This is a genomic window from Corynebacterium sp. MSK039 (genome assembly GCF_030232315.1).
GTDB lineage: Bacteria > Actinomycetota > Actinomycetes > Mycobacteriales > Mycobacteriaceae > Corynebacterium.
The window spans coordinates 1-26,043 of the sequence record NZ_JASPJL010000017.1 but is presented as its reverse complement, the minus strand read 5'-3'; the positions used below and the strand labels follow the sequence as shown (position 1 = coordinate 26,043).

Annotated in this window: 26 protein-coding genes, 4 tRNA genes and 1 pseudogene; 21 read left to right on the top strand and 10 right to left on the bottom strand. The window is 62.2% G+C overall.

Going from position 1 to position 26,043, the window contains the following annotated elements; translation table 11 throughout:
* Positions 1 to 94: 94 nt before the first annotated feature.
* Positions 95 to 604, bottom strand: a complete 510-nt coding sequence (locus QP997_RS09075) for a single-stranded DNA-binding protein (RefSeq protein WP_284759297.1) — start codon at positions 602 to 604, stop codon at positions 95 to 97.
* 338 nt (positions 605 to 942) lie between these two features.
* Positions 943 to 3,243, bottom strand: a complete 2,301-nt coding sequence (locus tag QP997_RS09070) for a bifunctional copper resistance protein CopD/cytochrome c oxidase assembly protein (RefSeq protein WP_284846927.1) — start codon at positions 3,241 to 3,243, stop codon at positions 943 to 945.
* A 103-nt stretch (positions 3,244 to 3,346) separates the two neighbouring features.
* Between QP997_RS09070 and QP997_RS09065 the strand changes: the two genes are divergently transcribed.
* Positions 3,347 to 3,420 (top strand) — tRNA-Arg (locus QP997_RS09065).
* Between the two features lie 101 nt (positions 3,421 to 3,521).
* Here QP997_RS09065 and QP997_RS09060 read toward each other — a convergent pair.
* Positions 3,522 to 4,709 (bottom strand): IS481 family transposase, encoded by a 1,188-nt coding sequence (locus QP997_RS09060; RefSeq protein WP_284846926.1) that lies wholly within the window; start codon positions 4,707 to 4,709, stop codon positions 3,522 to 3,524.
* Between the two features lie 381 nt (positions 4,710 to 5,090).
* Between QP997_RS09060 and cmrA the strand changes: the two genes are divergently transcribed.
* The 4 genes from cmrA (at position 5,091) to QP997_RS09040 (ending at position 7,281) form a co-directional block, all read left to right on the top strand.
* Positions 5,091 to 5,936, top strand: a complete 846-nt coding sequence (gene cmrA, locus QP997_RS09055) for a mycolate reductase (RefSeq protein WP_070758800.1) — start codon at positions 5,091 to 5,093, stop codon at positions 5,934 to 5,936.
* A gap of 34 nt (positions 5,937 to 5,970) precedes the next feature.
* The gene (orn, locus tag QP997_RS09050) at positions 5,971 to 6,600 is read left to right on the top strand and encodes an oligoribonuclease (RefSeq protein ID WP_284781489.1); all 630 of its coding nucleotides are present in this window, start codon (positions 5,971 to 5,973) and stop codon (positions 6,598 to 6,600) included.
* Between the two features lie 208 nt (positions 6,601 to 6,808).
* Positions 6,809 to 6,884, top strand: a tRNA-His gene (locus tag QP997_RS09045).
* 139 nt (positions 6,885 to 7,023) lie between these two features.
* Complete coding sequence (locus tag QP997_RS09040; protein ID WP_284846925.1) at positions 7,024 to 7,281, top strand: PLD nuclease N-terminal domain-containing protein; 258 nt, start codon at positions 7,024 to 7,026, stop codon at positions 7,279 to 7,281.
* Positions 7,282 to 7,286: 5 nt separating this feature from the next.
* On the opposite strand, the gene QP997_RS09035 is transcribed toward QP997_RS09040, so the two are convergent.
* Positions 7,287 to 7,496, bottom strand: a complete 210-nt coding sequence (locus QP997_RS09035) for a heavy-metal-associated domain-containing protein (RefSeq protein WP_012360645.1) — start codon at positions 7,494 to 7,496, stop codon at positions 7,287 to 7,289.
* 151 nt (positions 7,497 to 7,647) lie between these two features.
* On the opposite strand from QP997_RS09035, the gene QP997_RS09030 reads away from it, so the two are divergent.
* Positions 7,648 to 8,637, top strand: a complete 990-nt coding sequence (locus tag QP997_RS09030; RefSeq protein ID WP_284846924.1) for a phytoene/squalene synthase family protein — start codon at positions 7,648 to 7,650, stop codon at positions 8,635 to 8,637.
* Positions 8,638 to 8,647: 10 nt separating this feature from the next.
* On the opposite strand, the gene QP997_RS09025 is transcribed toward QP997_RS09030, so the two are convergent.
* On the bottom strand, positions 8,648 to 9,871 hold the full coding sequence (locus QP997_RS09025; protein WP_284846923.1) for a L,D-transpeptidase: 1,224 nt from the start codon (positions 9,869 to 9,871) through the stop codon (positions 8,648 to 8,650).
* Between the two features lie 334 nt (positions 9,872 to 10,205).
* On the opposite strand from QP997_RS09025, the gene QP997_RS09020 reads away from it, so the two are divergent.
* From QP997_RS09020 to QP997_RS09890, 5 genes and pseudogenes are all read left to right on the top strand, one after another.
* Positions 10,206 to 10,282, top strand: a tRNA-Lys gene (locus tag QP997_RS09020).
* A gap of 191 nt (positions 10,283 to 10,473) precedes the next feature.
* Positions 10,474 to 10,761, top strand: a complete 288-nt coding sequence (locus QP997_RS09015) for a hypothetical protein (RefSeq protein WP_284846922.1) — start codon at positions 10,474 to 10,476, stop codon at positions 10,759 to 10,761.
* A 109-nt stretch (positions 10,762 to 10,870) separates the two neighbouring features.
* A pseudogene (locus tag QP997_RS09895) lies at positions 10,871 to 11,179 on the top strand (EndoU domain-containing protein); the annotation flags it as partial.
* A 5-nt stretch (positions 11,180 to 11,184) separates the two neighbouring features.
* Positions 11,185 to 11,466 carry a hypothetical protein gene (locus QP997_RS09010; RefSeq protein WP_284846921.1) on the top strand — a complete coding sequence of 94 codons (282 nt, stop codon included), beginning with the start codon at positions 11,185 to 11,187 and terminating at the stop codon, positions 11,464 to 11,466.
* 388 nt (positions 11,467 to 11,854) lie between these two features.
* A complete protein-coding gene (locus tag QP997_RS09890; RefSeq protein WP_350309552.1) occupies positions 11,855 to 12,199 on the top strand; it encodes a carbohydrate-binding protein in 345 nt (114 codons plus the stop codon).
* A 238-nt stretch (positions 12,200 to 12,437) separates the two neighbouring features.
* Here QP997_RS09890 and QP997_RS09005 read toward each other — a convergent pair whose 3' ends face one another.
* The 3 genes from QP997_RS09005 to QP997_RS08995 all read right to left on the bottom strand — a co-directional run bounded on the left by QP997_RS09005 (position 12,438) and on the right by QP997_RS08995 (position 14,672).
* Complete coding sequence (locus QP997_RS09005) at positions 12,438 to 12,590, bottom strand: hypothetical protein (protein WP_168167045.1); 153 nt, start codon at positions 12,588 to 12,590, stop codon at positions 12,438 to 12,440.
* A 194-nt stretch (positions 12,591 to 12,784) separates the two neighbouring features.
* The gene (locus tag QP997_RS09000) at positions 12,785 to 13,468 is read right to left on the bottom strand and encodes a response regulator transcription factor (protein ID WP_070759077.1); all 684 of its coding nucleotides are present in this window, start codon (positions 13,466 to 13,468) and stop codon (positions 12,785 to 12,787) included.
* 31 nt (positions 13,469 to 13,499) lie between these two features.
* Positions 13,500 to 14,672, bottom strand: a complete 1,173-nt coding sequence (locus QP997_RS08995; RefSeq protein ID WP_284846920.1) for a sensor histidine kinase — start codon at positions 14,670 to 14,672, stop codon at positions 13,500 to 13,502.
* Positions 14,673 to 14,844: 172 nt separating this feature from the next.
* On the opposite strand from QP997_RS08995, the gene phoU reads away from it, so the two are divergent.
* The 6 genes from phoU (at position 14,845) to QP997_RS08965 (ending at position 21,370) form a co-directional block, all read left to right on the top strand.
* Entirely contained in the window at positions 14,845 to 15,567 is a 723-nt protein-coding gene (gene phoU, locus QP997_RS08990; RefSeq protein WP_070759079.1) for a phosphate signaling complex protein PhoU, read from the top strand.
* Between the two features lie 244 nt (positions 15,568 to 15,811).
* Positions 15,812 to 16,921, top strand: a complete 1,110-nt coding sequence (gene pstS, locus QP997_RS08985; RefSeq protein WP_284846919.1) for a phosphate ABC transporter substrate-binding protein PstS — start codon at positions 15,812 to 15,814, stop codon at positions 16,919 to 16,921.
* A gap of 152 nt (positions 16,922 to 17,073) precedes the next feature.
* Complete coding sequence (gene pstC / locus QP997_RS08980) at positions 17,074 to 18,039, top strand: phosphate ABC transporter permease subunit PstC (protein WP_070759081.1); 966 nt, start codon at positions 17,074 to 17,076, stop codon at positions 18,037 to 18,039.
* Positions 18,040 to 18,043: 4 nt separating this feature from the next.
* Positions 18,044 to 19,243, top strand: coding sequence for a phosphate ABC transporter permease PstA (gene pstA, locus QP997_RS08975; protein WP_284846918.1), 1,200 nt, complete (start codon positions 18,044 to 18,046; stop codon positions 19,241 to 19,243).
* A gap of 152 nt (positions 19,244 to 19,395) precedes the next feature.
* A complete protein-coding gene (gene pstB / locus QP997_RS08970) occupies positions 19,396 to 20,175 on the top strand; it encodes a phosphate ABC transporter ATP-binding protein PstB (RefSeq protein ID WP_070759082.1) in 780 nt (259 codons plus the stop codon).
* A 193-nt stretch (positions 20,176 to 20,368) separates the two neighbouring features.
* Positions 20,369 to 21,370, top strand: a complete 1,002-nt coding sequence (locus QP997_RS08965) for an LLM class flavin-dependent oxidoreductase (protein ID WP_410745960.1) — start codon at positions 20,369 to 20,371, stop codon at positions 21,368 to 21,370.
* On the opposite strand, the gene QP997_RS08960 is transcribed toward QP997_RS08965, so the two are convergent.
* Together QP997_RS08960 and QP997_RS08955 are read right to left on the bottom strand one after the other, a co-directional pair.
* Complete coding sequence (locus tag QP997_RS08960; protein WP_284846917.1) at positions 21,297 to 22,484, bottom strand: AbrB family transcriptional regulator; 1,188 nt, start codon at positions 22,482 to 22,484, stop codon at positions 21,297 to 21,299. The genes QP997_RS08965 and QP997_RS08960 overlap by 74 nt on opposite strands.
* A gap of 13 nt (positions 22,485 to 22,497) precedes the next feature.
* Positions 22,498 to 22,776 (bottom strand): DUF3618 domain-containing protein, encoded by a 279-nt coding sequence (locus tag QP997_RS08955; protein WP_012360697.1) that lies wholly within the window; start codon positions 22,774 to 22,776, stop codon positions 22,498 to 22,500.
* 115 nt (positions 22,777 to 22,891) lie between these two features.
* Here QP997_RS08955 and bcp point away from each other — a divergent pair, with 115 nt between their 5' ends.
* From bcp to QP997_RS08935, 4 genes are all read left to right on the top strand, one after another.
* A complete protein-coding gene (bcp, locus tag QP997_RS08950) occupies positions 22,892 to 23,380 on the top strand; it encodes a thioredoxin-dependent thiol peroxidase (RefSeq protein WP_284846916.1) in 489 nt (162 codons plus the stop codon).
* Positions 23,381 to 23,549: 169 nt separating this feature from the next.
* Positions 23,550 to 23,631 (top strand) — tRNA-Leu (locus tag QP997_RS08945).
* 616 nt (positions 23,632 to 24,247) lie between these two features.
* A complete protein-coding gene (locus tag QP997_RS08940; protein WP_284846915.1) occupies positions 24,248 to 24,820 on the top strand; it encodes a TetR/AcrR family transcriptional regulator in 573 nt (190 codons plus the stop codon).
* Positions 24,820 to 25,182: a DoxX family protein gene (locus tag QP997_RS08935; protein WP_284846914.1), complete on the top strand. Its 363-nt coding sequence runs from the start codon at positions 24,820 to 24,822 to the stop codon at positions 25,180 to 25,182. Before QP997_RS08940 ends, QP997_RS08935 begins: the two co-directional genes overlap by 1 nt.
* Positions 25,183 to 26,043 lie beyond the last annotated feature (861 nt).

Here is a 26,043-nt window from a genome sequence, read left to right as displayed (position 1 = left end):
CGCCTAAGAAACTACTCCCAAGACTGCGCTCGTCAACATCGGTCTGGCACTTGACAAAAACATAGGGACACCCCCCCCCAAGCACAAGTTGCTTTTAGAACGGTGGCGCCGCCGCGCCAACCAGCTCGCGCTCCTCGTTGCTGCTTCCCGAAGCCGCGTCTTCCGCCGGCGAGTCATCGGCCTGCGACGTGGCCGCATCGGCGCCGTCTTGATCGGACTGCTGCTTATTGCCCACCGGCTCCTCGCGTGTGACCGTCACCCGGCGCAGGCCCATGTCCGCGCCGACATGGCTGGCCCGGATCCGCAACGCGGAGCGCTTCTCCCCGCTATCCTGCGCCGTCCACGTGGACTGGTAGAGCCGACCGACCACCACGACCGGCATGCCCTTGTAGCCATCACTCACCACATTCTGGGCCAGCTTCCCCCAGCACTGCACCGTGACGAAGGTGGGGCTGCCGTCCACCCACTGGCCGTTGCGGTCCTGGTAGCGGTGGTTGACCGCCATGCGGAACACGGCCATCGCTGCGTCCTCGGTGCGGTGTTTCATCTCCGGGTTGCTCACCATGTTTCCGGTGAGGTGAATCGTTGCCATCTGGCTGCTCATCGTGGACCACTCCTTCTTCGCGTGAATTGCTTGTCCCCCACCGGCAGTTAGCTCCCCCGCCGGTAGGTCCTTCTTTGAGCACCACGCCGCGGATTCTGCTGCGGCGCGTAGCCATTGGTTTACCGAATGCCCCGGCCAGCACACCTGATTCGCAGGCTCAGGCTGTGGATAGCGTTCCCGGCATGTGAGAATTCCACAGAACTCCACCCGTGGCTCTTGACGGCCCGTACCCGCCGTGAGATCCCCGCCGCCGTGCCATGCAGGCCACGGTGAATAACAAAGAAAAGGGACGCCACCAGGCAGGGCTGGTGACGTCCTCGAAAGAAGCGGTAACGGGGCTAGTCGGCGTCCTCGGGGGAGGCGTCGTCGGACTTAACGCCGGGCTCCGGGGCCGGGCGCTGCGACCGCGGAGCCTGGCCATAAGCGCCCGGGATGTTCGCGCCGTACTCCGGGGACGGCAGGTCAGTGAACTTCTGCCCCTTGCGGCGGCGGACCTGCTTGCGACGGCGCTGCTTCTCGGTGTGCAGCTGACTTTGCACGGACTCGGTCTCGTAGTCGGCGGTGTAGTACTCCTTCTCGCCGAAGTCCCCGCCCTCGCCGGCCATGCTGGCCAGCATCGCGTTATAGGCCTGCAGATCCTGGCCACCGGTGCGGTCCTGGTGACGGTCGTAGCGCTTCGCCTCCCGATCCTCGGAGCGGTACCACTGCACACCGTGGGCGATGGAGACGATCAGCAGCGGCAGCTCGCCGAGGCCCCAGGCGATCGCGCCACCCACCCACTGGTCGTGGAGGATGTCCACGGGGAAGGGGAAGTCCAGGCGCTGGTAGAAATCCGCATTCATCGGGCTGCGCATCTGCATCAGGGCGATGCCGAACCAGGCGTGGAAGACCACGGAGCCGAAGAGCACGAGCATCTTGTTGAACGCGGAGATGTGGCGCGGGGCGGCGTCCACACCAATGATCACCCAGAAGTAGATATAACCCGAGATCAGGAAGTGCCCGATCATGAAGAGGTGGCCGGAGTGGTTGCTGCCCATCCAGTCGAAGAGCGTGGACAGGTACAGCCAGTAGAAGCCCACGACGAACTGGATGCCCGCGACGATTGGGTGAGTCCAGAAGCGGGAAATCGGGTTGTTGATGAACACAACCAGCCACTCGCGCGGCCCCGGTACCCCGTCGCGGCCGGCGGCAGGAAGTGCTCGCAGGAAGAGGGTCATCGGGCCACCGAGCGCCCAGCAGATCGGGACCAGCATGGCCAGAACCATGTGCTGCAGCATGTGCGGGGAGAACATCGCCATCGCGTACATGCCCAGCCCGGAGCTGGTGGCGTAAAGGAGGAAGAGGTTACCCGCGGTCCACCACAGCAGGCGGTTGAGCGGCCATTCCTGGCCCTTCTTGCGCAGCGTAAACCAGGCCCACATGTACAGGACTTGCAGGATGATCGCGCCCACGCCGTAGACCAAGTCCAGGCGGAACATGCCGAACATGTGCAGGTAGTTCGGGGGCTCAGTGATGCGGAAGCCCAGCAGAATGTCCATCGTGGTGATCTCGATCTGCTGCGGCAGCGGGGGCGGGATGCGGGACAGAGAGATGGCCACGCCGATAGCACCGGCCATGACGAGGATTTCGCCGATCGCCAGGCGGCTAAACGCCTTCCGCGCCTCGGCAGTGGAGCTTCCGCCCTCCCCTTCGGCGGCCTCCAGCTTCGGGATGACCGACTTGCGGTGCAAGTAGCCACACACCAGCAGGACGATACCGAGCACCGCCTTGGCGGTGATCACCAGGCCGTAGTCGGTGGTCAGCCACTCGGAGAAGCGCACGCGGATCGCAGCGTTCACCAGGCCGGAGAGAACCACCGCGACGAAAGCCCAGAAGGCCACGAAGCTATAGCGTTTCGTGATCAGCGCCAGGTGCGGGCCGCGCCGCTTCGCGTGCGCGACTAGGGCCATCAGACCACCAACCCACACGGCGGTGGCCATCACGTGCCACAGCAGGGAATTCACGCCAAAGTCGTGGTTACCGCCCGAGGCGGAGTGCCCATCCAGGGCAAGGGGGATCATCGAGCACAGCGCCAAGGCGAGGAAGACCGGCTGCCAGATCCACTTGCGGGTCAGCAGGGAGAAGAACCAGGTCAGGCCAGCGATGATCGCCACTGCAAGGAAGGCCTTTGCCGTGGAGACCTGCTGAATCGCCACACCCCACAGATCTGGCTTCAGGGTTTCCTTCAGCGGCGAGCCCGACACATCGGACATGTACAACGGAATCAGGAACAGAGCGCACACGGCCCACAGGAACATTCCCCACTGACCGGTACGGGCGGCGGCGTAGCCGTCGTAATCCAGGTAGCCGTCCCCCCGCGGCGGGGCGCCGAAGGCGCTCATCAAGAACCCGCCCACGCCCATGCAACCGATCAGGGTGGCGGCGGAACGCAGGAAGGGTAGGCCGAAGGTCGTCGCGGTGCCCGGATCCGGCACGCCGAGGGCGGCGAGGGACTCGCCCAAGAACTCGACGCTGATGACCGCACCAACGATGCCAGCCACGAGCGCGGCGGCAATGTAGACGAGGATCGGCGGGCCTAGTTTCTGTGCACCGCTCCCCGAGTGGGCGGGGGCGGCCGCGTTCTTCACAGGCGCAGACATGTCTCACACAATACCCCCCGACCTGGTGATTACCATTTCCCCAGGCATCAACTAACCTATGGTGCGTGGCAGCGCCCGGAGGCCGGGACAACGCTTGCTGCATGCCTCCGTAGCTCAGTGGATTAGAGCAGTGGGTTTCTACCCCATGTGTCGCGGGTTCGAATCCTGCCGGGGGCGCTTTGTGTCATCAGTCGCGACATAGTTGACAGCTCAGTCGCGACATGATGGACAAACCGGCGCCTTGGTTTTTATTTTCCAACGGCGCCGGTTTTGTGTTTTTACACCAGGGGCGGGTCCCCTTTTCGCCAGTATGGTTTTTGGTAATCACGGGACGTGTCGATGTAGTGCTCCGTGATGATTTCTGCGGTCTCTTTCAATGAGGTAGTCACGTGGTTGTCGGTGACAATCATCAGAACCTGTTGTCCGCTGTACGCACGCCCGACGCCAAGGTGGTAAAGCCTGCCGGCATACCGGATGGTGACCTTCCCGTTGGTGCCCACGATGTCGTTGCGTACTCGCCATTCACCGGCAGGGTTATCAGCCGGTTCAGCTTTGGTCCCGGTGGTGTATGCCTGGTGTGGGGTGCGGCGTCCGAGTGATCGGTGGGGGCGTTGAGTGTTGTAGTACTCGGCGAATTCGTTGAGTTGGTCCTGTAGTTCGTGGATCGTGTCTGCTGGTGGTCTCGCGCTGATCCAGCGTTTCAGGGTTTGGTGGAAGCGCTCGATTTTACCTTGCGTTTGTGGGTGCCCGGGTCTGCCGTTTTTCTGCTGGATGTGGTGGTGGGTCAGGACTTTTTCGAAGGCGTTGCGTCCCCCTTTACGCCCGGCTAGCCGTGCGGTGAACACCAGTCCGTTGTCGGTGAGGGTGGATGCCGGTGGGCCGAAGATGCTGATGAGTCGTTCGAGTTCCGCTGCGACGTGAAGACCTGAAAATGCTGGTCGGACGGTGATTGACAGCAGATACCGGGAGTGGTCGTCGAGGAAGTCAAGGACTTCCACACGGGTACCTTCACTGAGGAACAGGTGGGTGATGTCAGCTTGCCAACATTCGTTGGGCATTGCAGCTTCAAAGCGAATGTAGGCGCTGCGGGGCTTTTTATTCGGTTGCGGGGTGACCAGGCCAGCATTGGTGATGCTCCGGCGGATCGTTGATGTTGACGGCACGCGTAGGCCTTGGCGTTGAAGGTGGAATGCGATGGTGTCAGGTCCTGCATCGAGGCCGGCTTTGGTGAGTTCTTTGCGCATGGCAATGATGTGCTTGCGCAAGGGGTCTGGAATTGCTTGTGGGTGGGTGTGCGGTGCACGGGATTTCGGCGCGATGGCGTCAGGCCCGCCGGCATCGAAATTTGCGAGGATTGTGTAGACGCGTTGCCGGGAGATGCCGAATCTTTTGGCAACTTTGGTCACTGGTTCGCCTTGATCGCGGACGGCTTTAACAATCGCGAGGTTGCGGTTGGGGCTGTTCATTGGTCAACGATGCCCCAACCAGACGGTGTGGTTTCGCGCCACGCTTGCATAGTCAGTGTCAACGATGTCGCGACTGATGTGACAACCATCATCCCGCAACGGTGCTATCGGTGGGTGTCAACGATGTCGCGACTGATGTGACAACCATCAGGAATGTTCTGCCAGGCACACCGTGTCAACTATGTCGTGACTTCAGACACTGCCGGGGGCGCTTTGTGCTTTGAAGGGTCGGCTACCTCGCTGGCAGCGGTCGCCTAGGATTGACGCAGCACGGTTCTTAACACTCGCCGCCCGCACACACTCGCGTGGCTTGCTGCGGTGAGCGAGAACCCCGCGCAGGCGATAGGTCTGCGCACCCATCCGCCAACGTGAGGAGCCTTCTTGACCACCGAGCACAGCATCCCCCACCCCCGGGCTGGCACTTTCGCCCTCGTCACCGGCGCATCCTCCGGCATCGGCGAAGCCCTGGCCCTCGAGCTGGGGCGCCGCGGACACGACCTCATCCTCGTTGCCCGATCCACCGGCCCCATGGAGGCCATCGCCGAGCAGCTGCCCGGCCGGGACGTCCGCATCCGCTCCGTCGATCTTTCCGACGCCGCCGCCCGCGCGGAGCTCATCGCCGAGGTCGAGGACCTGGACGTCAACGTCCTCATCAACTCCGCCGGCATCGCTACCTTCGGTGACTTCACCGACCTTGACTACGGCGGGGAACGCGCTCAGTTCGAGCTGAACGCCACCGCCCTATTCGAGCTCACCGCCGCCGTCCTTCCTCGGATGTTGGCCCGCGGTGAGGGTGGCATCGTCAACGTCGGCTCCGCGGCCGGAAATATGGCGATCCCTGGCAACGCGACCTACGTGGGCACCAAGGCCATGGTCAACACCTACACCGAGGCCCTGCACTACGAGCTGAAGCCCAAGGGCATCAAGTGCACGCTGCTGGCGCCAGGCCCCGTGCGCGAGGAGGTCAAGGAGGAAGAGAAGAAGACCGGCGTGGATCGGGCTGTGCCGGACTTCGTCTGGACCACCTACGAGGACTGCGCCATCGAAACACTGGAGGCGCTGGCCGCGAACAAGCTGCGCGTCGTCCCTGGTCCGCTGTCGAAGGCGATGAACTTCCTGTCCACCTACGTCCCCCGCCGCGTGAGCGCGCCGATCATGGCGAAGCTCTACCGCAAGATGGCGGCCGAGGTCGCGGCGGAGGAAGCGGCGAAGAAGAAGCAGAACTAAAAGAAAGCAAGCACGAAGGAGCCCAAGGAGCACAGTGTCCACCCCCAATCAGGTAGCGAAGAACGACCGCATCGTCTGGGCAGACTGCGAGATGACCGGCCTGGATCCCGACCGCCACGTCCTGGTGGAGATTGCGGTGATCGTCACCGACGCCGAACTGCGACCCCTCGACGAGGGTATCGACCTGGTCATCCACGCAACCGAGGACGAGCTCGCCGAGATGGATGACTTCGTGCAGAACATGCACGCCCGCTCGGGGCTGACGGAGCAGATCCGCGAGTCCACGCTCTCCCTCGCGGAGGCGGAGCAGCAGGTGCTGGAGTACGTGCAGCGTTACGTGGAGGTCGAGCGGGCCGCGCCGCTGGCGGGCAACTCCATCGGCACGGATCGCCGCTTCATCGCGAAGTACATGCCGAAGCTGGACGAGTTCCTGCACTACCGCATGATCGACGTCTCCAGCATCAAGGAGCTCGCGCGCCGCTGGTACCCCAAGGTGTACGCGGGCCAGCCGCAGAAGGGGCTTTCCCACCGCGCTCTGGCTGATATCCAGGAGTCGATCCAGGAGCTCGCGTTCTACCGGCACGCGATCATGGTCGACACACCCGGCCCGGATAAGGGGCAGATCCTCGCGGCGGCGGAGGCTGCGGTTGAGCCCTGGGCCTAGGCCAGGGAAATCGTTCGGTGCTCGCCCTCGTCGATTCCTCGCCGTCACTGCGCTCCTCGTCCAGGGGACGACGACGCCGCGTTCCACGGGGTCACTGTTGCGCGGTTGCGCGGCGGGATGTCGGCAGGTTCTGAGGCTTCCACGCTGGCGTTTTGGCGCTTTTCTGGTTCTGGCCTAATATAGTTCTCGCTGTCTTAGAGCAGTGATGGTGACTGTAGTTCAGCTGGTAGAGCACCAGGTTGTGATCCTGGGTGTCGCGGGTTCGAGTCCCGTCAGTCACCCCAGAGAAAGTCCCCGGCAGGATTCACCTGCCGGGGACTTTGCGTTGCTGCGAGACCTTCCGCAAACGAGCGCGAACCCTCCCCCTGCCCCCTGAGCATTCAACCCCTGCATGTGGGCCCCGCGGCATTATAGTTAGAGGTCATGAAGCTTATTCTCGCCGCTGGGGATTCCCTCCCCATGGAGGGCGATAACACGATTCCGCCGGCATATGACCTCTTGTGGGCAGGGCTGGCGGTCGCTTGGGTCGCCCTGCTAGCAACTGCGCTGATCCTGTTGTTTAAGGATCAGAACACGCCCCGAGCCGCCCTGCTGTGGTTCCTCGCGATCCTGGTGTTTCCGTTTCTCGGCTCGGTGGCCTACCTGGTCACGCGGAGCCGGAGGAACCGGCAACAGCGCTAGACCGCCTAGGCGCGCGCCGCGTCGTAGCCAGCCTCGTCGATGGCGGCGATGATCTGCTCCTCACTGACGGTGCCGTCGTTATCGAAGGTGGCGGTGCCCTTCTCAGCGGACACAGCGATGTCGCTGAGCCCACCCAGCGCGGAGAGCTCCTCGGTCACCGCGGCCTCGCAGTGCCCGCAGCTCATGCCTTCAACCTTGTAAACCTGTGCAGCCATGACTGCTCATCCCTTTCTCTTTTTCTTGCTTCGCTTTCCTTAGCGTGAGCGCAGGGAGCGCCCCCGCTGGAGCACCACCAGCCTACGCGGGGCTGCCCAGAAGATGCGGGCGATGGTCGGCTGCACCCGGTGGGCTAGAGTCAGATCCATCATGAAGCTCCCCCACCGTCCGCACCCCAGCCCCGCGGAGAAGTACGCCACCGTGGCTCAGCGCGCGGCTGCTGAGGTCATTAGGGGATATTCCACCAGCTTTTCGATGGCCTCCTCCCTGCTGCGCGAACCGGTGCGCACCCACGTGCGCAACCTCTACGCCATGGTGCGGGTGGCAGACGAGGTCGTCGACGGGGTCGCCGCCGGTGCCGGACTGAACGCCGAGGCCACCCGCGCCTGCCTCGATGCCTACGAGCAGGCGGTGTACCAGGCCTGCGACCGCGGCTTCAGCACGGACCTGGTGCTGCACGCCTTCGCCCGCACCGCCAACGAGTGCGGGATCGAGGACGCCGACCTGCGCGACTTCTTCACCTCGATGCGGCAGGACACCCTCGTCGCGGTTCACGACGCCGCGAGCGTCGACTCTTATGTCCACGGTTCCGCCGAGGTCATTGGGCTGATGTGCAACGCCATCTTCGCCGCGGACTCCGCCAGTCGCGGGCGCCCGTGGTCCGCGCAGCGCCGCAGCCAGGCCAACGAGGGAGCGCTGGCCTTGGGGCGGGCTTTTCAGAAAGTGAATTTCCTCCGCGACATAGCCGAGGACACCCAGAAGCTGGGCCGGAACTACGTCTCGGGCGAGGCAGTGACCGACCAGCCTGCAAGCCCGGGTGATCCGTCTCACACGAACAACGCCACCAGTGCCACCCCACGCGAGACCCCCGCCCCCGCAGCCGCTCCCCTCACCGAGCAGCAGAAGGCTGCCTATATCGCGGACATCCGCGCCGACCTCGCCCTGGCGGAGAGCGCCATCGGCCTGCTGCCCGCCACCGCGCGGGCAGGGGTTGCGGCCGCCCACGCGCTGTTCGCCGAGCTCACCGAGCTGCTGGAGCAGGCCAGCGTCGCAGAAATCATGGCGGGCCGGATCCGGGTCTCCGCGCCCCGCAAGGCCGCTGTCACCGCCCGGGCCGCGGCCCGGGTGTGGCGTGCCTAAACCCCCGTAACTAGTACTGCGGGCCGTCGCCGGCGTTACCGGCCTTCCAGGTCTTCCAATCGATGTTCCAGTCCCCTAGGCCGTCGTAGCCCGGCAGCGTCGGGCCGGTGGAGTTCTTCACCGTCACGATGTCCCCGCGCTTGAAGTTCTGGTACACCCAGTTCGCGTTCTCCATCGACAGGTTGATGCAGCCGTGCGAGGTGTTCTGGCTGCCCTGTGCCCACACCGACCATGGGGCTGCGTGGATGTAGATCCCGGAGTAGCTCATCTGGGTCGCATAGGACACGTCCGTGACGTACCCGCCCTCAGCCTCGGAGTAGCCGAAGGTATTGGAGTCCATCGTCAGCGCCTCGTACTGGTCGCCGATCTGGTAGACGCCGTTCGGGGTCGCCCACTGCGTGTTATCACGGCCGTTGGACGTCGGCATCGTCTTCAGCGTCTGACCGTTCTTCGTCACGGTCATCGTCTTCGCGGCGTCGTCAACGACGGCGCGGATGTCGTCCCCGACGGTGAACTTCGCCTTCCGGTTGTCTGCGGAGTACAGGCCGTCGCCGAGGTCCACGCCGCGCAGCTTCGCATCCACGGTGACGGTGGTTCCGGGCTTCCAGTAGTTCTCCGGGCGCCAGCGGACCTCAGTGTTGCTGATCCAGTAGAACGCTCCTTCCACCTTCGGCTCGGTCTTGATGCTGATCGCGTCCTGGACGGCCTTGCGATCTGTGGGGACGGAGTCGAGCTTCAGCGCGATGGACTGCCCCACACCCACCGTGGCCCCATCGAGCGGCGCGAGATAAGCGTTGGTCAGGACGTTGGGCTGGATCGTGGTGAAGGTCTGATTCAGGTCCGTCTCGCCGTTGGTCGCCGTGAGAGTGTAGGCCGAGCCGTATTCCATCCCGCCCGTGCTGCGCCACTCGGTCTTGTCCTTGTTGAGCTTGCCCTCGATGGCATTGCCCGCACCATCGGTCAGGCTGATGTCGGACATTGCCTTGTCGGAGGTCAACGTCACGGTCTCGGTGGGATTCACGCCCTCGGCGCCGTCCTTCACGGATGCGGTGATTCCGACCTTCTTCTCCTGCGCTTCTTCCGTAGCCGGGGTGTCATCCTTCGTACGGTCGGTGTCGATCGTGCACGCACCGAGCGTGACAAGGCTGGCTGCTGCGACGGTGGCGACGATGGCGCGACGGGGGTTCAATACACGTCCGGCCTGGCGCTGACCGATTCGTGAAAGAAAGAACATCATGGGCTCCCTGGTAGGGCGCTGCCAGTTTCCAGCCTTCCCCAGTGGTGTCCGCTCACACGGTGGGCGGCATTGGAAACGATCGGCAGCAGTTCACGCGGGTTTTGCCACCGCGGTGGGTGGCGGGTCCGCTGGCAATTTCTAATACCCGGTTAGCTTAGCCGGTCAGGCAGACAAACCGGAGGTACAACGTGGGAAGTTTTAGAACACTGTTATAAGACCGCTGTTTCTGCACCATGACCAGGCGATTTGCCAAGTTTTAAAAATCCTAATATAGTTTCATCTCGTTGCCACGGAGAGCACATGCAAAGCAGTGTTCACCTCGCAGCAAGATGGGCCATTAGCTCAGTTGGTTAGAGCAACTGACTCTTAATCAGTGGGTCCGGGGTTCGAATCCCTGATGGCCCACCACTGATAATCTCCCGGCAGGTTTCCCTGCCGGGAGATTTTTCCATTCTACCTCCAGGTTGCGCGCATCGCTCATCCAAGCATCCTTCAAAAATCACACCCGGCGACTGGGTATCCTTGGAAGCGAAGAGGCCATCGTGACCTGCCGAGCTTGACACGCCTGGCGCATCACCGCGAGGCCTTCCCGCGAGAGGGTGAGGAAAATCAACAAGAAGTTTCAAAGCGCTGCCGAGCTCTACGCATACTTCCGGGAAAAATATCCTGTCGAAACACAAGTTCATGACGACTTCGACCAAAGAGACGTGCGCTGGGCCAACGAATCGGGAGAAGCCGGGCTCTATGTCGATGCAATGGATATCCTGATCGGCGGCTTCCCCGATTTCTACGACCAGGAAATCAGAGACATCATCCGCGATAACTTCGATCTCTTGTGGGGCTACGACCCCGACGAGTGGCTCGCGGACAAAGTAGGGGCCCTCTAACCCCTGCTGCATAACTTCATATCGGCCACCTGGACGGGTAAAGCCGGGGTTCGAATCCCCGCATGGCCTCTGCAAAACCCCATTCCCTTAGAAGACACCCAGCGAGCCCGGCGACTACCCGATGGACAATGCCTTTGGGCATCGCCACGGATCACAGGCTAAAGGGAAAACCACATTCCCCGCGCACTGGTCGGATCAGAAGATCGTCGATGCCGTCCGAGATGTGCTGGAAAATGGTGAGCCTGCAATCGAACCAGCGCCCCGCAGACTGGTGAAGGACCGTGACGGAAACGAATGGAAGCCATCGTATGACTACGAGGTCCGCACAAAAGGTAACATTGATGGTGTTGCCATTATTGCGGTATTCCGCGTTGTTGACGGTGTGCCACTAAAAGCCACCGGTTACCCAAGTAGGTGATTGTCTTGTCTTCCAAGAAGTTTCAAACCGCTGCTGAGCTTTATGAATATTTTCGGGCACAGTACCCCGTCGAAACACAAGTTCATGATGAATTCGACGAAAGAGCCGTTCGCTGGGCTAATGAATCAGGCGAAGGCGGCCTCTACGTCGATGCAATGGATATCCTGATCGGCAGATTCCGTGACTACTACGACGAGGAAATCAGAAACATCATCTGCGATAACTTCGACCTCTTGTGGGGCTACGACCCCGACGAGTGGCTCGCGGAGAAAGTAGGGGCCCTTTAACCCCCGCTGCACAACTTCATATCGGCCACCTGGACGCGTAAAGCTGAGGCTCGAATCCCCGCATGGCCTCTGCAAAACCCCATTCCCTTAGAAGACACACAACGAGCCCGGCGCTCGCGTCGAAAGAGGGGGTGGGGGTTTTGCTATGCCCAAAACATGACTGTCGCACTCCCAGGAGGAGCACCATGGATAAGCCAACCCCCACCCCAGCAGACGTAGCAAAGTTCACCGCAAACAAAACCCCGGACGCGCCGGGCAGCAGGAGATCATCCAGGAGTTACAGCACGACGGGGTAATCCCAGACCCCAATTACAGCTGCATCGAAAGTGCCCGTGCCGTTGACAAAGCCATCGCCGCGTGGGCTGCCCCGGGCACATCCCAATCCCTGATGTATCCACGCGGGGCAGTCGTGCAGCACCAGGGCCGGGCCTGGGAATTCGGAGTAGATATGAATCATTGGACTCCGGGCGCTCCAGGTGTTTACTCGCCGGCGTGGAGGGATGTGACTGAGTCGGTACGCCCCCAGGAGAAGGGGACCGAGCACACAGACGATCCTGCAGATGCGGTATCACCTGATGTGTTGGTTCCGTCTGCATATTCGGACGGTAGGGATTACGCTGCTGGCGACGTGGTTGTTTATGACGGTGGAGTTTACGAGTGCACTGGGGATCACCATGCAGCCGCGGGGTGGACGCCTGTGACGGCGCATGCGTACTGGAAGAAGATTCGCTAGGACTTCTTCGTTGCGGTCGGTGCGTTTGGCACTGGAGAGCCTGGCCGACCAGCTTGCCAGGCCTTCACCTCCTCCGCATCCCATAGCGGCGTCATCCTGTTAACTTCACCGACTTTCTCAGGGGGCATGCCCCGGCGCACGTACGAGCGCCACGAGGATTCAGTAATCCCACAGTGAGCTGCACACTCCCTGATCGTCCAGAGCACCGCCCCTGTTTCTGGGTTCGTGATTAGTGGCCTCACTTTTCGTCACCAGAGTTAAGCGAGTCGATGAGATTCCATGCAGATGCCCCGCAAATGGCGGCAATAAGGACCTTGGAGGGTTTTCCACTCCTCGCGTAGATGATGGCAGTGACAAATCCCGCGAGTGCGCTGATGGTGCGCAGATTCATGATCTGCTCCTATCTTATGTTCGGTAGTGTTGGAGGTAGCCCCTCCCAGGGGTTATTTCTTCCATCCCTGCCAGACCTGGATTGTCTGGAGTATAACGGCAATGATTGAACTGCTCCCCATTAGTTGGACTGAAAAATCAGTTACCAACTAGTGAGGAGCAGTTCAGTTCCCCTGCCGGGGGATTTCTTTATGTCTAGGCGTTGAACTTATAACCCAGCCCGCGCAGGGTCACCAGCAGCTCCGGCTTCGAAGGATTCTCCTCAATCTTCGTGCGCAGCCGCTTGACGTGCACATCCAGCGTCTTTGTATCGCCGACGTAGTCCGAGCCCCACACCCGGTCGATCAGCTGGTCACGGGTCATCACGCGCCCGGCGTTGCGCACCAGCATCTCCAGCAGCTCAAACTCCTTCAGCGGCAGCTGCATATCCTCCCCGCGTACCGTGACCACGTAACGGTCCACGTCCACACGCACTCCCCCGGCCTCCAGCACAGTGCTGCCGCCCTCCGATCCCTGGGCCTGACCACGGCGCAGTACCGCCCGGATACGGGCCAGCAGCTCACGGGAGGAATACGGCTTCGTCACGTAATCGTCCGCCCCCAGCTCCAGGCCGACGACCTTATCGATCTCCGTATCTTTCGCGGTGAGCATGATGATCGGCACCATCGACTTCGCACGGATCGCCCGACATACTTCGGTACCCGGCAAGCCTGGCAGCATGAGGTCCAGCAGAATGATGTCCGCGCCGTGCAGCTCAAACATCTCGACAGCCTTCAGGCCGTCCTCCGCGATCGAGACGTCATACCCCTCCCGCTCCAGCAGGTAGGACAGCGGATCGGACAGGGACTCCTCGTCCTCAACCAACAGAATCTTCGTCATTTTCCTTATTCCTCTCTCACGTACCGACGGCCTAGCCGCCAGCAACTACTTCGCTGGATGCTTCGTTGTCGTACCGCCGGTCCTCATGTGCGAGCGGCAGGAGAACCGTGAACGTCGAACCCTCACCCTGCCGGCTCCAGACCTTGATCTTGCCGCCATGCGTGGCGATGATGTGCTTCACGATCGACAGCCCCAGGCCGGTGCCACCAGTGTTGCGGGACCGCGCCTTATCCACCCGGTAAAAACGCTCAAAGATGCGGTCCGTCTCCTTCGAGCTCATCCCGATGCCGTGGTCCGTGACAATCACCGCCACGGAATTGCCTCGTCGCTCAGTACTGATGCCGACCTCGGTGTCGGCACTGGAGTAATTGACTGCGTTATCCACCAGGTTGCGCACTGCCTTAGCCAGCAGATCGAAGGAGCCCTCTACCCGCAGGTCGGGGCTTAGCGCGACGTTGATCGTGATGTTCTTGGATTCCGCGTTCGTCCGTGCCCGGTCGATCGCCTCCTCCACCACCTCGGCCACCTCAATGACAGCAGAGGACTCGAGCCCCTCGTTGTCCTGAACCTGGGAGAGGTCGATGATCTCCTGAACCAGGTGGACCAGCCGGGTGGATTCCTTCTGGATCTTTCCCCCGAAGCGGTGCACCGCCTCCGGGTCATCGGAATAGTCCGTCACCGCCTCGGCCAGCAGGGAGATCGCGCCGATGGGGGTCTTCAGCTCGTGGGATACATTGGCCACAAAGTCGCGGCGCACAGCCTCAACGCGGTGGAACTCCGTCTCGTCATCGCACAACACCAGCACATAGCCCTTACCCAGTGGGGCGACGCCCGCGTGCAGGAAGCGGCGGGAGTATTCGTTCGCGTCGTGTTTAATGACGAAGTTGACGTCCTCGTAAATTCGACGATCCGCCACCCGGGCCACCGTCTCCTGCAACTGCGGTGAACCAAAAGCTGGACCGTCGACCAACCCCAGGGCGTAGGCCGCGGTGGAGGCCTTGATCACCTCCCCGTCCGAGTCAATGACGACGGCGGCGCTGGGAAGTGCAGCTAGGACCTCGTCCATCCCCGCTGGCAGCCCGTCGTCCGGGTCCTCTTCGACGACCTGGCGGCGACGCCCCACTGCCCGAATAACGAGACTGAGCACAACACCTAAAACAACGCCGACCGCACCAGCGATAAGCGAAATGAGCAACACATCCACGCCCCCACTCTAAACTGCAAGCAGGCGGCTGACCACGGCGCGGGTGGGGCTGAGCGCAAGGTTTCGTGTGGAATTCACACCACTGAAACTCCGAGTTCACCTCCGGCTGCAAGCCTCGTCTTTGATTGCCGTGGGTCTCGCCCACACTGGATTTGTACAGAAAGGACCTCGAGTGCGCGAAGTCTTCCGCAACGAACTCGAATCTATCGCAGACAGCCTCGTCGAAATGGCCGAGAAGGCCACCTCCGCCATGGAAAAGTCCGTGGAGGCGCTGCTGAATAATGACCTGGAGCTGGCACAGCAGGTCATCAGCGATGATGATTCCATCGACGGCATGCAGGCCGACCTGGACCAGCGCTCCGCAGAAGTCCTCGCCCTGCAGGCCCCAGTCGCCGCCGACCTGCGCGTGGTTATTTCCGCGCTCAAGATGTCCGTGGCCATCGAGCGTATGGGCGACCTCGCCCGCCACATCGGCTCCCTGGTGCGCATCCGTTACCCGGAGAACGCCCTCCCGGACCAGTTCCGCGACGTGTTCACGCACATGGGCACCACTGCCGTGCGCATCGGGCGTGCCCTCGTCCAGCTGCTCACCGAGCCGGGAACCTCCGCCGTCCCGATGATCGCCGCTATCGACGAGGAAATGGACACGCTGCACCTGCGGGTGTTCACCATCATCGGCGAGCTGGCGCGCAGCGAGATCTCCCCGAGCCAGATCGCGGATGTCACCCTGATCTCCCGCTACTTCGAGCGCTTCGGCGACCAGGCGGTCAACGTCTCCCACCGCGTGGAGTACCTGCTGACCGGCAGCTTCGAGCCGACGCTCGCGAGCATGTACGACACCCAGAGTGGTCGCAAGCCACTGACCGACACCCCGGCGGAGGGCGAGCAGAGCTAAGCCGCTCCCCTGGCGCGGCAGCACGCGACACCGCGAGTATTTTCTGGCCCGGGTTTGTTAACAAACCCGGGCCAGAGGCGTCTTCACAACAAAAAAAGGACTTCAAAAATGGCCCCTGAGCTGGAAGAACCAAAACTTCACCTAAGGTTCACCTGAAAGGGAAGCAGTCGTCACCCACGCCTTTTATCTTTTCATTCGTATCGGGGAAACCCCGCACGTAGTTGAAAGAAGAAAGGCCCCTTAAGTGAAGCTCAACCGCCTCGCTCCAGCTGCAGTCCTGACTGCAGCCGCTCTCACCCTGACCGCCTGCGGCGGTAACTCCGCCACCGGCGACCAGGAGGCTGGCTCCGGCAACGACGGCCAGCAGGTCTCCGGCAGCCTCGTTGGCATCGGCGCATCCTCCCAGAAGGCCGCCATCCAGGCGTGGACCACCGACTTCTCTGCTCAGAACTCCGGTGCGAACATCAACTACTCCCCGGATGGCTCTGGTGCCGGCCGCAAGCAGTTCCTGGCAGGTAAGGCCGACTTCGCTGGCTCCGATGCCTTCATGGATGAAGACGAGATCTCGCAGTCCAAGAAGGTCTGTGGCGAAAACGGCGCATTCGAGTTCCCGGTCTACGTCTCCCCCATCGCCATCGCCTTCAACCTCAAGGGCGTGGACAAGCTGAACCTCGACGCTGCCACCGCGGCGAAGATCTTCGCTGGCAAGATCACCAAGTGGGACGACCCGGCGATCGCCAAGCTGAACCCGGAGGCAGACCTCCCGGACACCAAGATCACCGCCGTTCACCGCTCTGACGAGTCCGGCACCACCAAGAACTTCACCGACTACCTCAACAAGGCCGCTGAGGCCGAGTGGCCGCACGAGGCCGCCGAGGAGTTCCCGGCTGAGTACGGCGGCGAGGCCGCACAGGGCACCGACGGTGTGGTCTCCCTCGTCGCAGACACCGAGGGCGCGATCGGTTACGCCGACGCCTCCGCCATCTCCGACGACATGGGCAAGGCCGCCATCAAGGTCGGCGAGGACTTCGTCGAGTACACCCCAGAGGCTGCAGCCAAGGTCGTCGACGAGTCCCCGGTTGCCGAGAACCGCCACGAGGGCGACATCGCCGTCGAGCTGAAGCGCGACATCGACGCCGAGGGCGCTTACCCGATCGTCCTGGTCTCCTACCACATCGTCTGCTCCAGCTACGACAGCCAGGAGAAGGTCGACCTGGTCAAGGCCTGGGAGAACTTCGTTATCAGCGAGGAGGGCCAGCAGTCCGCAGCGGACAACGCCGGCTCCGCCCCGATCTCCGACGAGCTGCGCGGCAAGATCACCAAGGTCCTCGACCAGATCGAGGTCAAGAAGTAACAGCGCTGCGTCCCTGACGCTCGCATCCTAAACACGAGGCTGGGTTGGTCTTTCGAAAAACCTCTCGAATGACCAACCCAGCTTCACGTGCGAATTAACCATTTTGATTTGCACCCCATACCACCCCTCACCCACCCCGCACAGGAGCTCTCTTGTCAGCTGACACAGCCACCGCTGCGCCCACGAAGCAGGCAAAGAAGGGAACCGTCGTGAGGCCCGGGGACAGAATCTTTTCTTTCCTCGCCCTCGCCGCCGGCGTCCTGATCCTCGCCATCCTCGCCGGTGTCGCGTTCTTCCTCTTCCTGCAGTCCACGGACACCATCAAGGCGTCCTTCGACGACCCGTCGACCATCACCGGTGGCCGTGGCTTCCTCCCCTACGTATTCCCGCTGATCATCGGCACGTTGATCTCCGCGATCATCTCCCTGATCGTGGCCACCCCGTTTGCCATCGGCATCGCCCTGTTCACGACGCACATGGCACCCCGCAAGCTGGCCCCGGTGCTGGGATACACGATCGACCTGCTGGCTGCCATCCCGTCCGTCGTCTATGGCCTCTGGGGTCTGGCACTGTCCAGTAGCTTCGTCCCGCTCTACGAGTGGTTCGCGAAGTACCTCGGGTGGATCCCGATTTTCTCCGCGGACGACGACGGCGCTGTCTCCCAGACCGGCCGCACCCTGCTCACTGCCAGCCTGGTGCTGTCCATCATGATTCTGCCGATCATCACCTCTCTGGTCCGCGAGGTCTTCCTGCAGACCCCACGCCTGCAGGAGGAAGCGGCCCTGGCTCTCGGCGCGACCCGCTGGGAAATGATCCGCATGGCCGTGCTGCCTTTCGGTATCTCCGGCATCGTCTCCGCCGTGATGCTGGGTCTCGGCCGCGCGCTCGGTGAGACCATGGCGGTGGCCATGGTGCTCTCCTCCGGTGGCCTCATCGTCTCCCTGCTGCTGTCCGGTAACCAAACCATCGCAGCAGAGATCGCGCAGAACTTCCCAGAGGCAGCGGGCCTGCGCATGTCCGAACTCATCTCGATCGGCCTGGTCCTGTTCACCATCACCCTGGTCGTGAACATGACTGCACGCTGGATCGTCGCACGCACGACCGTCAAGGGGCACTGATCTCATGGCTGACAAGAAGAACACCGCAACCGCTGACACCCCACGTGAGGGCGCACCGGCCCCCGCGAAGGGCAACAGCAGCGCCTCACACCTGGTCGTCAACCACCTGCCGAAGTGGGCTCCCTACGCCATCGTCGCTGGGTCCGTTGTTGCCGCGATCGTCGTGACGGCCCTCGTCTCGGATGGTTTCTCCATCGCCCTGGCCGCCTTCCTGGCCGGACTGTTCAACCTGGTGGTGACCTTCGCCTGGTCCGCCGCCGTCGAGGGCAAGCGCAAGGCCGTGGACCGCGTGGCCACCGTGCTCGTCTCTTCCGCCTTCGCCCTCGCACTGGTGCCGCTGGTCTCCCTGCTGTGGATGGCCATCGAAAAGGGTGGCCCGGTGCTGATCGAAAACAGCTCTCTGCTGAACCGCTCCATGGAGGGCATGAAGGGCATCTACGATAAGGAGTTCGCGGCCGGCGAGTCCGAGCTCATGGGTGGCTTCCACCACGCGATCGTCGGTACCCTGCTGATCACCCTCGCTGCGGCGATCATCTCCATCCCAATCGGTGTGCTCTGCGCGATCTACCTGGTGGAGTACGCCAACGATAAGAAGTCCGGCGCGCTCGGCCGTGCCATCACCTTCTTCGTGGACGTCATGACGGGCATCCCGTCCATCGTCGCTGGTCTGTTCGCGTTCTCCCTGTTCTCCACGGTGATCGAGCTGGTCGCCCCTGAGAACCTGACGGCCGCCAAGTCCGGCATCTCCGCCGCCGTGGCGCTCTCCGTGCTCATGATCCCGGTTGTGGTTCGTAACACGGAGGAGATCCTGCGCCTGGTGCCGCACGACCTGCGCGAGGCTTCCTACGCCCTGGGCGTGCCGAAGTGGAAGACCATCATGAAGATCGTCCTGCCGACCGCGATCTCCGGCATCCTGTCCGGCATCACCATCGCCATCGCCCGCGTCATTGGCGAAACCGCCCCGATCATGGTCACCGCCGGGTTCGCCGCGAGCGTGAACTGGAACGTCTTCTCCGGCTGGATGTCCACGCTGCCGACCTTCATCTACGACTCCGTCACCCGCCCGACCGCACCTGGTACCGCAGCAATCGCGTCCACCGACCGCGCCTGGGCCGCAGCCCTCGTGCTGATCGTCATCGTGATGCTCCTCAACCTCGGCGCCCGCATCCTGTCCAAGCTGCTCGCCCCGAAGTCGGGCCGCTAAGGCCACCGAGAGCCGTTGCTCCCGGATCCGACCCCGGGAGCAGCACCCCCCGAAAAGAAGAACTTAATCACCCACGCCGAGCCGGCGACGTCCCAAAGAAACCGGCTCCCCGCCCACCCGAAACGGTGCGCACACAAAACACTGGAGGAAAAATGTCTAAGCAAATCGACATCGAGGATCTGAACATCTTCTACGGCGATTTCCGCGCGGTCGAAGGGGTGTCCATGACCATCGAGCCGAAGTCCGTCACCGCGTTCATCGGCCCGTCCGGCTGTGGTAAGTCCACCGTACTGCGCACCCTGAACCGCATGCACGAGGTCATCCCGGGTGCCCGTGTCGAGGGCAGCGTGAAGATGGACGGCAAGGACATCTACGGCCCCGGCGTCGACCCGGTCAACGTCCGCCGCGAGGTGGGCATGGTCTTCCAGAAGGCCAACCCCTTCCCCACCATGTCCATCCAGGACAACGTGCTGGCCGGTGTTCGTCTGAACAACAAGAAGCTCTCCAAGTCCGCGGCCGACGAGCTGACCGAGAAGGCACTGCGTGGCGCGAACCTGTGGGAGGAGGTCAAGGACCGCCTGGACAAGCCGGGCTCTGGCCTCTCCGGCGGTCAGCAGCAGCGCCTGTGCATCGCGCGTGCCATCGCCGTGGAGCCAGAGGTCCTGCTCATGGACGAGCCGTGCTCCGCGCTCGACCCGATCTCCACCTTGGCTATCGAGGACCTGATCAACACGCTGAAGGACCGCTTCACCGTCGTCATCGTGACCCACAACATGCAGCAGGCCGCGCGTGTGTCCGACAAGACCGCGTTCTTCAACATCGCGGGTGCCGGCAAGCCGGGCAAGCTCATCGAGTTCAACGACACCAAGCAGCTGTTCAGCAAGCCGGATAAGGAAGAGACCCAGAACTACATCTCGGGCCGCTTCGGCTAAACCTGCGCTGGGGCTTCTTAAAGGGGTCTGTCGGGACATTCCCGGCAGGCCCCTTTTCCTATGCTTGCCCGGGCGCACGAACCGACCCCGAGCCCTAAGCTCGAGCGATAAATACTCGCACGCCCAGCCCAGCTGACGGGCTCAACCTCGGCGGCCACCCCGTCACTTGCTGCGCGGTGGTAAGACGGTGGTGATGACTAACTCGATTCACACCCCACTGTCCCTGATCGACTTCGCGCTGATCTTCGACGGCGAACGGCCCGGCGCCTCCTTCGAGCGCTCGGTGAGCTTCGCGCAGCGCGCCGAGCAGCTCGGCTTCAAGCGCATCTGGTACGCCGAGCACCACAACATGCGCTCCATCGCCAGCTCCTCGCCGGCGGTGCTCATCGCCCACGTCGCGGCGAACACCAACTCCATCAACCTGGGCGCGGGCGGCGTCATGCTGCCGAACCACTCCCCTCTCGTGGTCGCCGAGCAGTTCGGCACCCTCGCGGAACTGCACCCGGGTCGCATCGACCTGGGACTTGGCCGGGCACCCGGCACGGACCAGAACACGCTCCGCGCCCTGCGTCGCGACCCGCGCAATGCGGAGAACTTCCCCAGCGACGTCGCCGAACTCAACGGCTACCTCACGGATCGCTCCGTCGTCCCTGGGGTGCGGGCAGTCCCCGGCGCGGGGACGAACGTGCCGCTCTACATCCTCGGCTCCTCCCTCTTCGGCGCGCAGCTCGCCGCGAAGCTGGGCCTGCCCTACTCCTTCGCCTCCCACTTCGCGCCGGCCGCACTCGAGCAGGCGGTCAGCGTGTACCGGGAGAATTACCAGCCCTCCCCGGAGCACCCGGAGCCCTATGTGATCGCCGCGGTGAACGTCACCGCCGCCGATACCGAGGAGGAGGCGCGCGAGCAGCACAGGCAGGTCGGCCGCAAGCGCGTCCGGGAGATGGCTTCCCGCGGCGGGCGAACTTTTACCGACGAGGAGCTGGATCTGGTGATCCAGTCCCCCGGCGGTCAGCAGATCCTCGACATGCTGCGCTACACGGCGGTGGGTACGGGCGAGCAGGTGCGGGAGTACCTCGAGTGGTTCACCCAGCACGCCCAGGCGGACGAGCTGATGATTTCCCTCAACGCCCCGTCGGGTGATCAGCAGCGTCGCGGGATGGAGATCCTGGCTGACGCGTGGGGCCTGTCCTCCTAAGCCAGTCGATCACCGTGGGGGCCAACGCCCCTGCGATGAGCATCACCAAGACGCGCAGAACCTGCACCACCGTCACCAGCGGATCGGAGCCCGAGTCATGGGCGAAGGCCAGGACGGCGTACACTCCGCCCGGGACGGTGGCCAGGTAGGCGTCCAAAATATCGAAATCGCTGGTCCATGCGATGAACCAGCCGGTGGCCAACGAGCTTGCCACCATGAGCAGCAGCACGCCCAGCAACATCGGTAGTGCCGCGCTGAACTGCCGCAACGCGCCCTTGGTGAGGGTACCGCCGGCCTGGATGCCGATGATCGCATAAGCCACGTTCACGGCCAGGCCCTCGGGGAGCACAAACTCCTGGGGCACACCCGCGGCGATCGCGGCCACGACCACGGCCATGGAGACAATCAGGTAGGGGCTGGGAATCTTGAACAGCGGGGCGGTGGCCTTCACGATCAGCCACACGAGCAGGCCGACCGCCAGGGCTCCCAGCACGCCCTGCCAGGGGGTGCGCCAGAAACTCCCCGCGGCAGCCGCGACCCCGTCCCACAGGCTTGGGTCCACGGCACCGGCAGCCTCCCCCGCACTGCCCGGGCCAACGCTGTCGGGGCCCGGAGCGTCCGAATAGGTGGACAACCACGCAACCAGCCCTGGCAGGGTAAACACGATCACGGTGAGCCGCAGGTACTGGGTCAGCGTGACGAACTGCACGTCCGCGCGCACATCCCGGGCGATCAGCACCATCCCGGAGGCCCCGCCCGCGAGGGTGGCCAGCAGCCCCGTCGCGCCGTCCACCCCGTTGACGCGGTGCAGCAGCCACGCCCCGAAGGCACACACCACAAGGGTGACCACCAGGGACAGCGCAGCCGGCGCGAGGTAACTGACCACCTGGCCGCCACTGACGGTGGCCAACGGACCGGCGCACAACATCGCGATGAGCACCTGGGCGGGCGTCATCAAAAAGGCAGGGGGAATCGTCGCCCGACCGCTGAACACGGCGTCGGCACCGAAAACAACGAGAAAAGCAAAAATCCACGCTGCGGGAACCCCGATGGCGGTGCACAGAAGTGCCAACGCCAGCGAGATCGCGCTCAGCGTGGAAATTCGACCTAACAAGCCGAATCTTCAGTTAGCGGGTGGAAGCGAGCAGGCGCTGGATCTCGCGGACCTGCTTCTTCTCCTTACGCTTGGAGGAAACGGTTGCGGCGACCAGCAGGACGACACCAGCGGCCACCCCTCCCAGCACCATCTGAACCTTCGGCTCGCGCAGGAAATCGGAGACCTGCCCACGAGCGTCATCTGCGAGGTTCTTCGGATCGGCGCGAAACGCGAGTTCGTCCAGCGTCTTGGCCAGCTGGTTGCGGGTGCGCTCAATGTCACGCTCGATAGCGTCGATACTCCGTGCCACGGACATACTCCCTAAAAGACGGTAAAAATCAGTCGTTTCTTCTGAACAATTGTAGAGGATACGCAGCCATCGTGTGCGAAAGCCCACGGCTAGGCATCCGCGTAGGCTGGGCGGCATGACGAAGAACAACGACACAGCAAACATCCGCCTCGCCGAGGGCGACGAGGCACCGGGCTTCGCGCTCACCTCTGACAAGGGCGAGACCATCGATCTGGAGGACTACCGCGGCAAGAAGGTGCTGGTGTACTTCTACCCACGCGCCAACACCCCAGGCTGCACCAAGGAAGCCTGCGACTTCCGCGATAACCTGGCCCAGCTGAATGACCAGAACATCGACGTGGTGGGGATTTCCCCGGATAAGCCGGAATCCCTGGCGAAGTTCCGCGACAAGTACGAGCTGACCTTCCCGCTGCTCTCCGACCCGGACAAGGCCGTGATGACCGCCTACGGCGCCTTCGGCGAGAAGAAGAATTACGGCAAGCTCGTCCAGGGCGTGATCCGCTCGACCTTCCTCGTCGACGAGGAAGGCAAGATCGCCCTAGCCCGCTACAACGTCAAGGCCACCGGGCACGTCGTCCGCATTATGAAGGAGCTCGAGGCCTAGGACGTCGCCCCGGTGGCCGTTGCTGGTTCGGTTGCGGCCCCTCTCCTGGCAAGGCTGTTCCCACAGCGCTCGTCCGATCGTGATGCCATGATGAGTTTCCAGCACGGTTAGGTTTTCGCCCCGGCGGCGTTGCTATAGTGTTCCTAGCCGTGGCGGGACACCGCCACCTGCGCCTGTGGCGGAATTGGCAGACGCGCTGGATTTAGGTTCCAGTGTCCTAGGACGTGGGAGTTCAAGTCTCCCCAGGCGCACTCGTCAATACCTCGTGACTATGCAGGTCACGGGGTGTTTTGCTTTCCGCACTCGTTACGCCACGTGGTCAAAATTTCGCCCATTTTCCGCCCAGTTTCACCTAACCCCGTGTCGAAAAGATGCGACTCGTTGTAGAGAATGATGGACTGGTCCGCGTACCCCCGCTGCCGCCGCACCCGCATGACATTGGCCACCAAGGCGACAAGCAGTGACGCGGCAGTATGGCGAAGGTCATGGTACGAGATAGCCGGCGGGAGAGATTCTCTGCCCGCATGTGCCACGCCATCGCCGGGGCTGTATTGTAGGTGCACCCACGGCAGGGTCGCGGTGACCGTTTTGCCGGAACGGATCATGTGCCGGGTTGGGTCATCACACATAGGCAGTACCCACGTGATCGGCGTTCCTGCCGCGAATGAGCTCGCAGGATGAGCTCGCAGGACTATCGGCCAAGCCTCGTCAATTCCTGAATCCATTGACTAGGGAGGCCCATCTAGCAGAAGCATGTAACCATAACTCCCCTCGTTGCAAGCAGGATATCCGCCCCCGTAACAGTCATGTTTTCGGATACCCACGTCACTACTTGACCATAGATTGATGCAGCGATACGCTTTGAACGTGTTCAGTGAACAGGTTCAATCAGATCGCGCCACTCAGAAGCAGACGACACGCAATAAGGTTTTAGATGCCGCCTATGCCCTTTTTGCGTCAGCTGGGTACGCAGATACAAATGTGCGCGCCATCGCACAGAAGGCCAACGTCAGCGTTGGAACCGTTATGAATGTCGGGAGCAAGCAGTCGTTATTAATTCAAACCATCGGACATCGAATCACCATGATGCACGATGAGCTCCGCGGACAATCAGACAACCTTATCGACGTTCTCGCTCCGTTCCTGAAAATGTTTACTGGTCAGGAAGAACTATCAAAAGCGTATGGCGCCGCCCTAATTACCCAAGGAAACAACGGGGAGACACTCAACGAGCTTCGAACTCTCTTGGTAGATGAAATCGTTTTGCGCCTGGGCAACATGCTCCCTAAAGATGATGCTCAAGAGTTCGCGACAATCCTTTACAACATCTATCTTGGCTTACTTCTTGGCTGGGCTGCCGGTGCATACGACACCGCCGAACTATCCACTCACGCCAACAGTTCCATCTCCCGTCTTAAAATCGCGTACGAAGTAAACTAATGATTCTCGAATCTTCACCTGCTTGGCCCTCCATCATTCTTGCAGCCATTTTGTTCGGAGACGCGGCACTCTCACTCAAACCCCCAGCATTCATCGAGGTCTGCCTCAGAGGAGTACGACTCCCTGCAGAGTGGTGGTGGACGCTTATCGTTATCAAGCTCCTAGCCGCAAGCGGGCTCATTATTGGGCTCTGGATACCAGGCATTGGAATAGGGACGATGGTTGGAGTCATCGCCTACTTCTGCGCTGCCGCAATCGCACATATCCGAACCCATTTTCTAGGTAGCGAGTTTTGGGTGAATTGCTTAGGTATGCTCACGATCTCGCTAGGCGCTCTCATTGCAACACTACTGATAGCCTGAGACCGCCAATTAACAGATTGCGTCCGCCCATTGGGGAGCGTCATTGCCCGCGCAGAGCAACCTACCGCGGGGTGTTGGTGACCCGCTGGCCGCCTACCGCCTCGCCGGTCTGCTCAACGGGTATGGGTAGCCTACCGGGGAGCAGGAAGCGGCTGCGGCGACCGCACTTCGTGTGCCGACAGTATGAGAAAGCCCCAGCCGATTGTGAACTGGTCCCGACAGTTGGACTGGTTTAATTCTAGGCGGTGAGGGGTTTAAGGGCCTGCTTCCGATATTGCATCGGGGTCAGGTCCAGGTGACTTACAGTGCCGGTGTAGGAAACATAGGGCCTGCGCTGGTGGAGCTTGGCCCGTAGATCCATCTGGTGCATGAGTTTGTCAATCAGTTTGTGGTTGACCACCCAGCCTGGCTACGTAGGTCAGGCAGGACCCTCGTGTGGTCGTAGCGATGTTTGTTTCGCTTGAACCCGTCCTGGATCGCCTGCTTGAGTGCCGCGTGCGTGTCCGGCTTGCTGAGTCGTTTTGGCGGTAGAAGAATGTCGTATGGCGCATACCTGCTGCTTCGAGGAGGTACTACCAGCGGTGTTGCGACGTGAGGATGACAATCGCCTGGACCTTCAGGCGCGTCCCTGGCTCCTCAAGTCCCGCAATTTTTTTAGATAAGCGCTGTCCGCTTCCAGTCGCGCTACCTGACGGCGCAGCTTGTCTTCCTCGGTGAGAACCTTCGGTGCGGCTGAGTCTTTGGGCCTGTTATGTCATTGACACCGTCGGTAGAGCGTGCGATGTGAAGTGCTCCGGGTTTTGTTCCTAGGCATTTGCCTTGATTTCTATTTTCTCGTGATTTGGATTGCCAGTCCAAAAC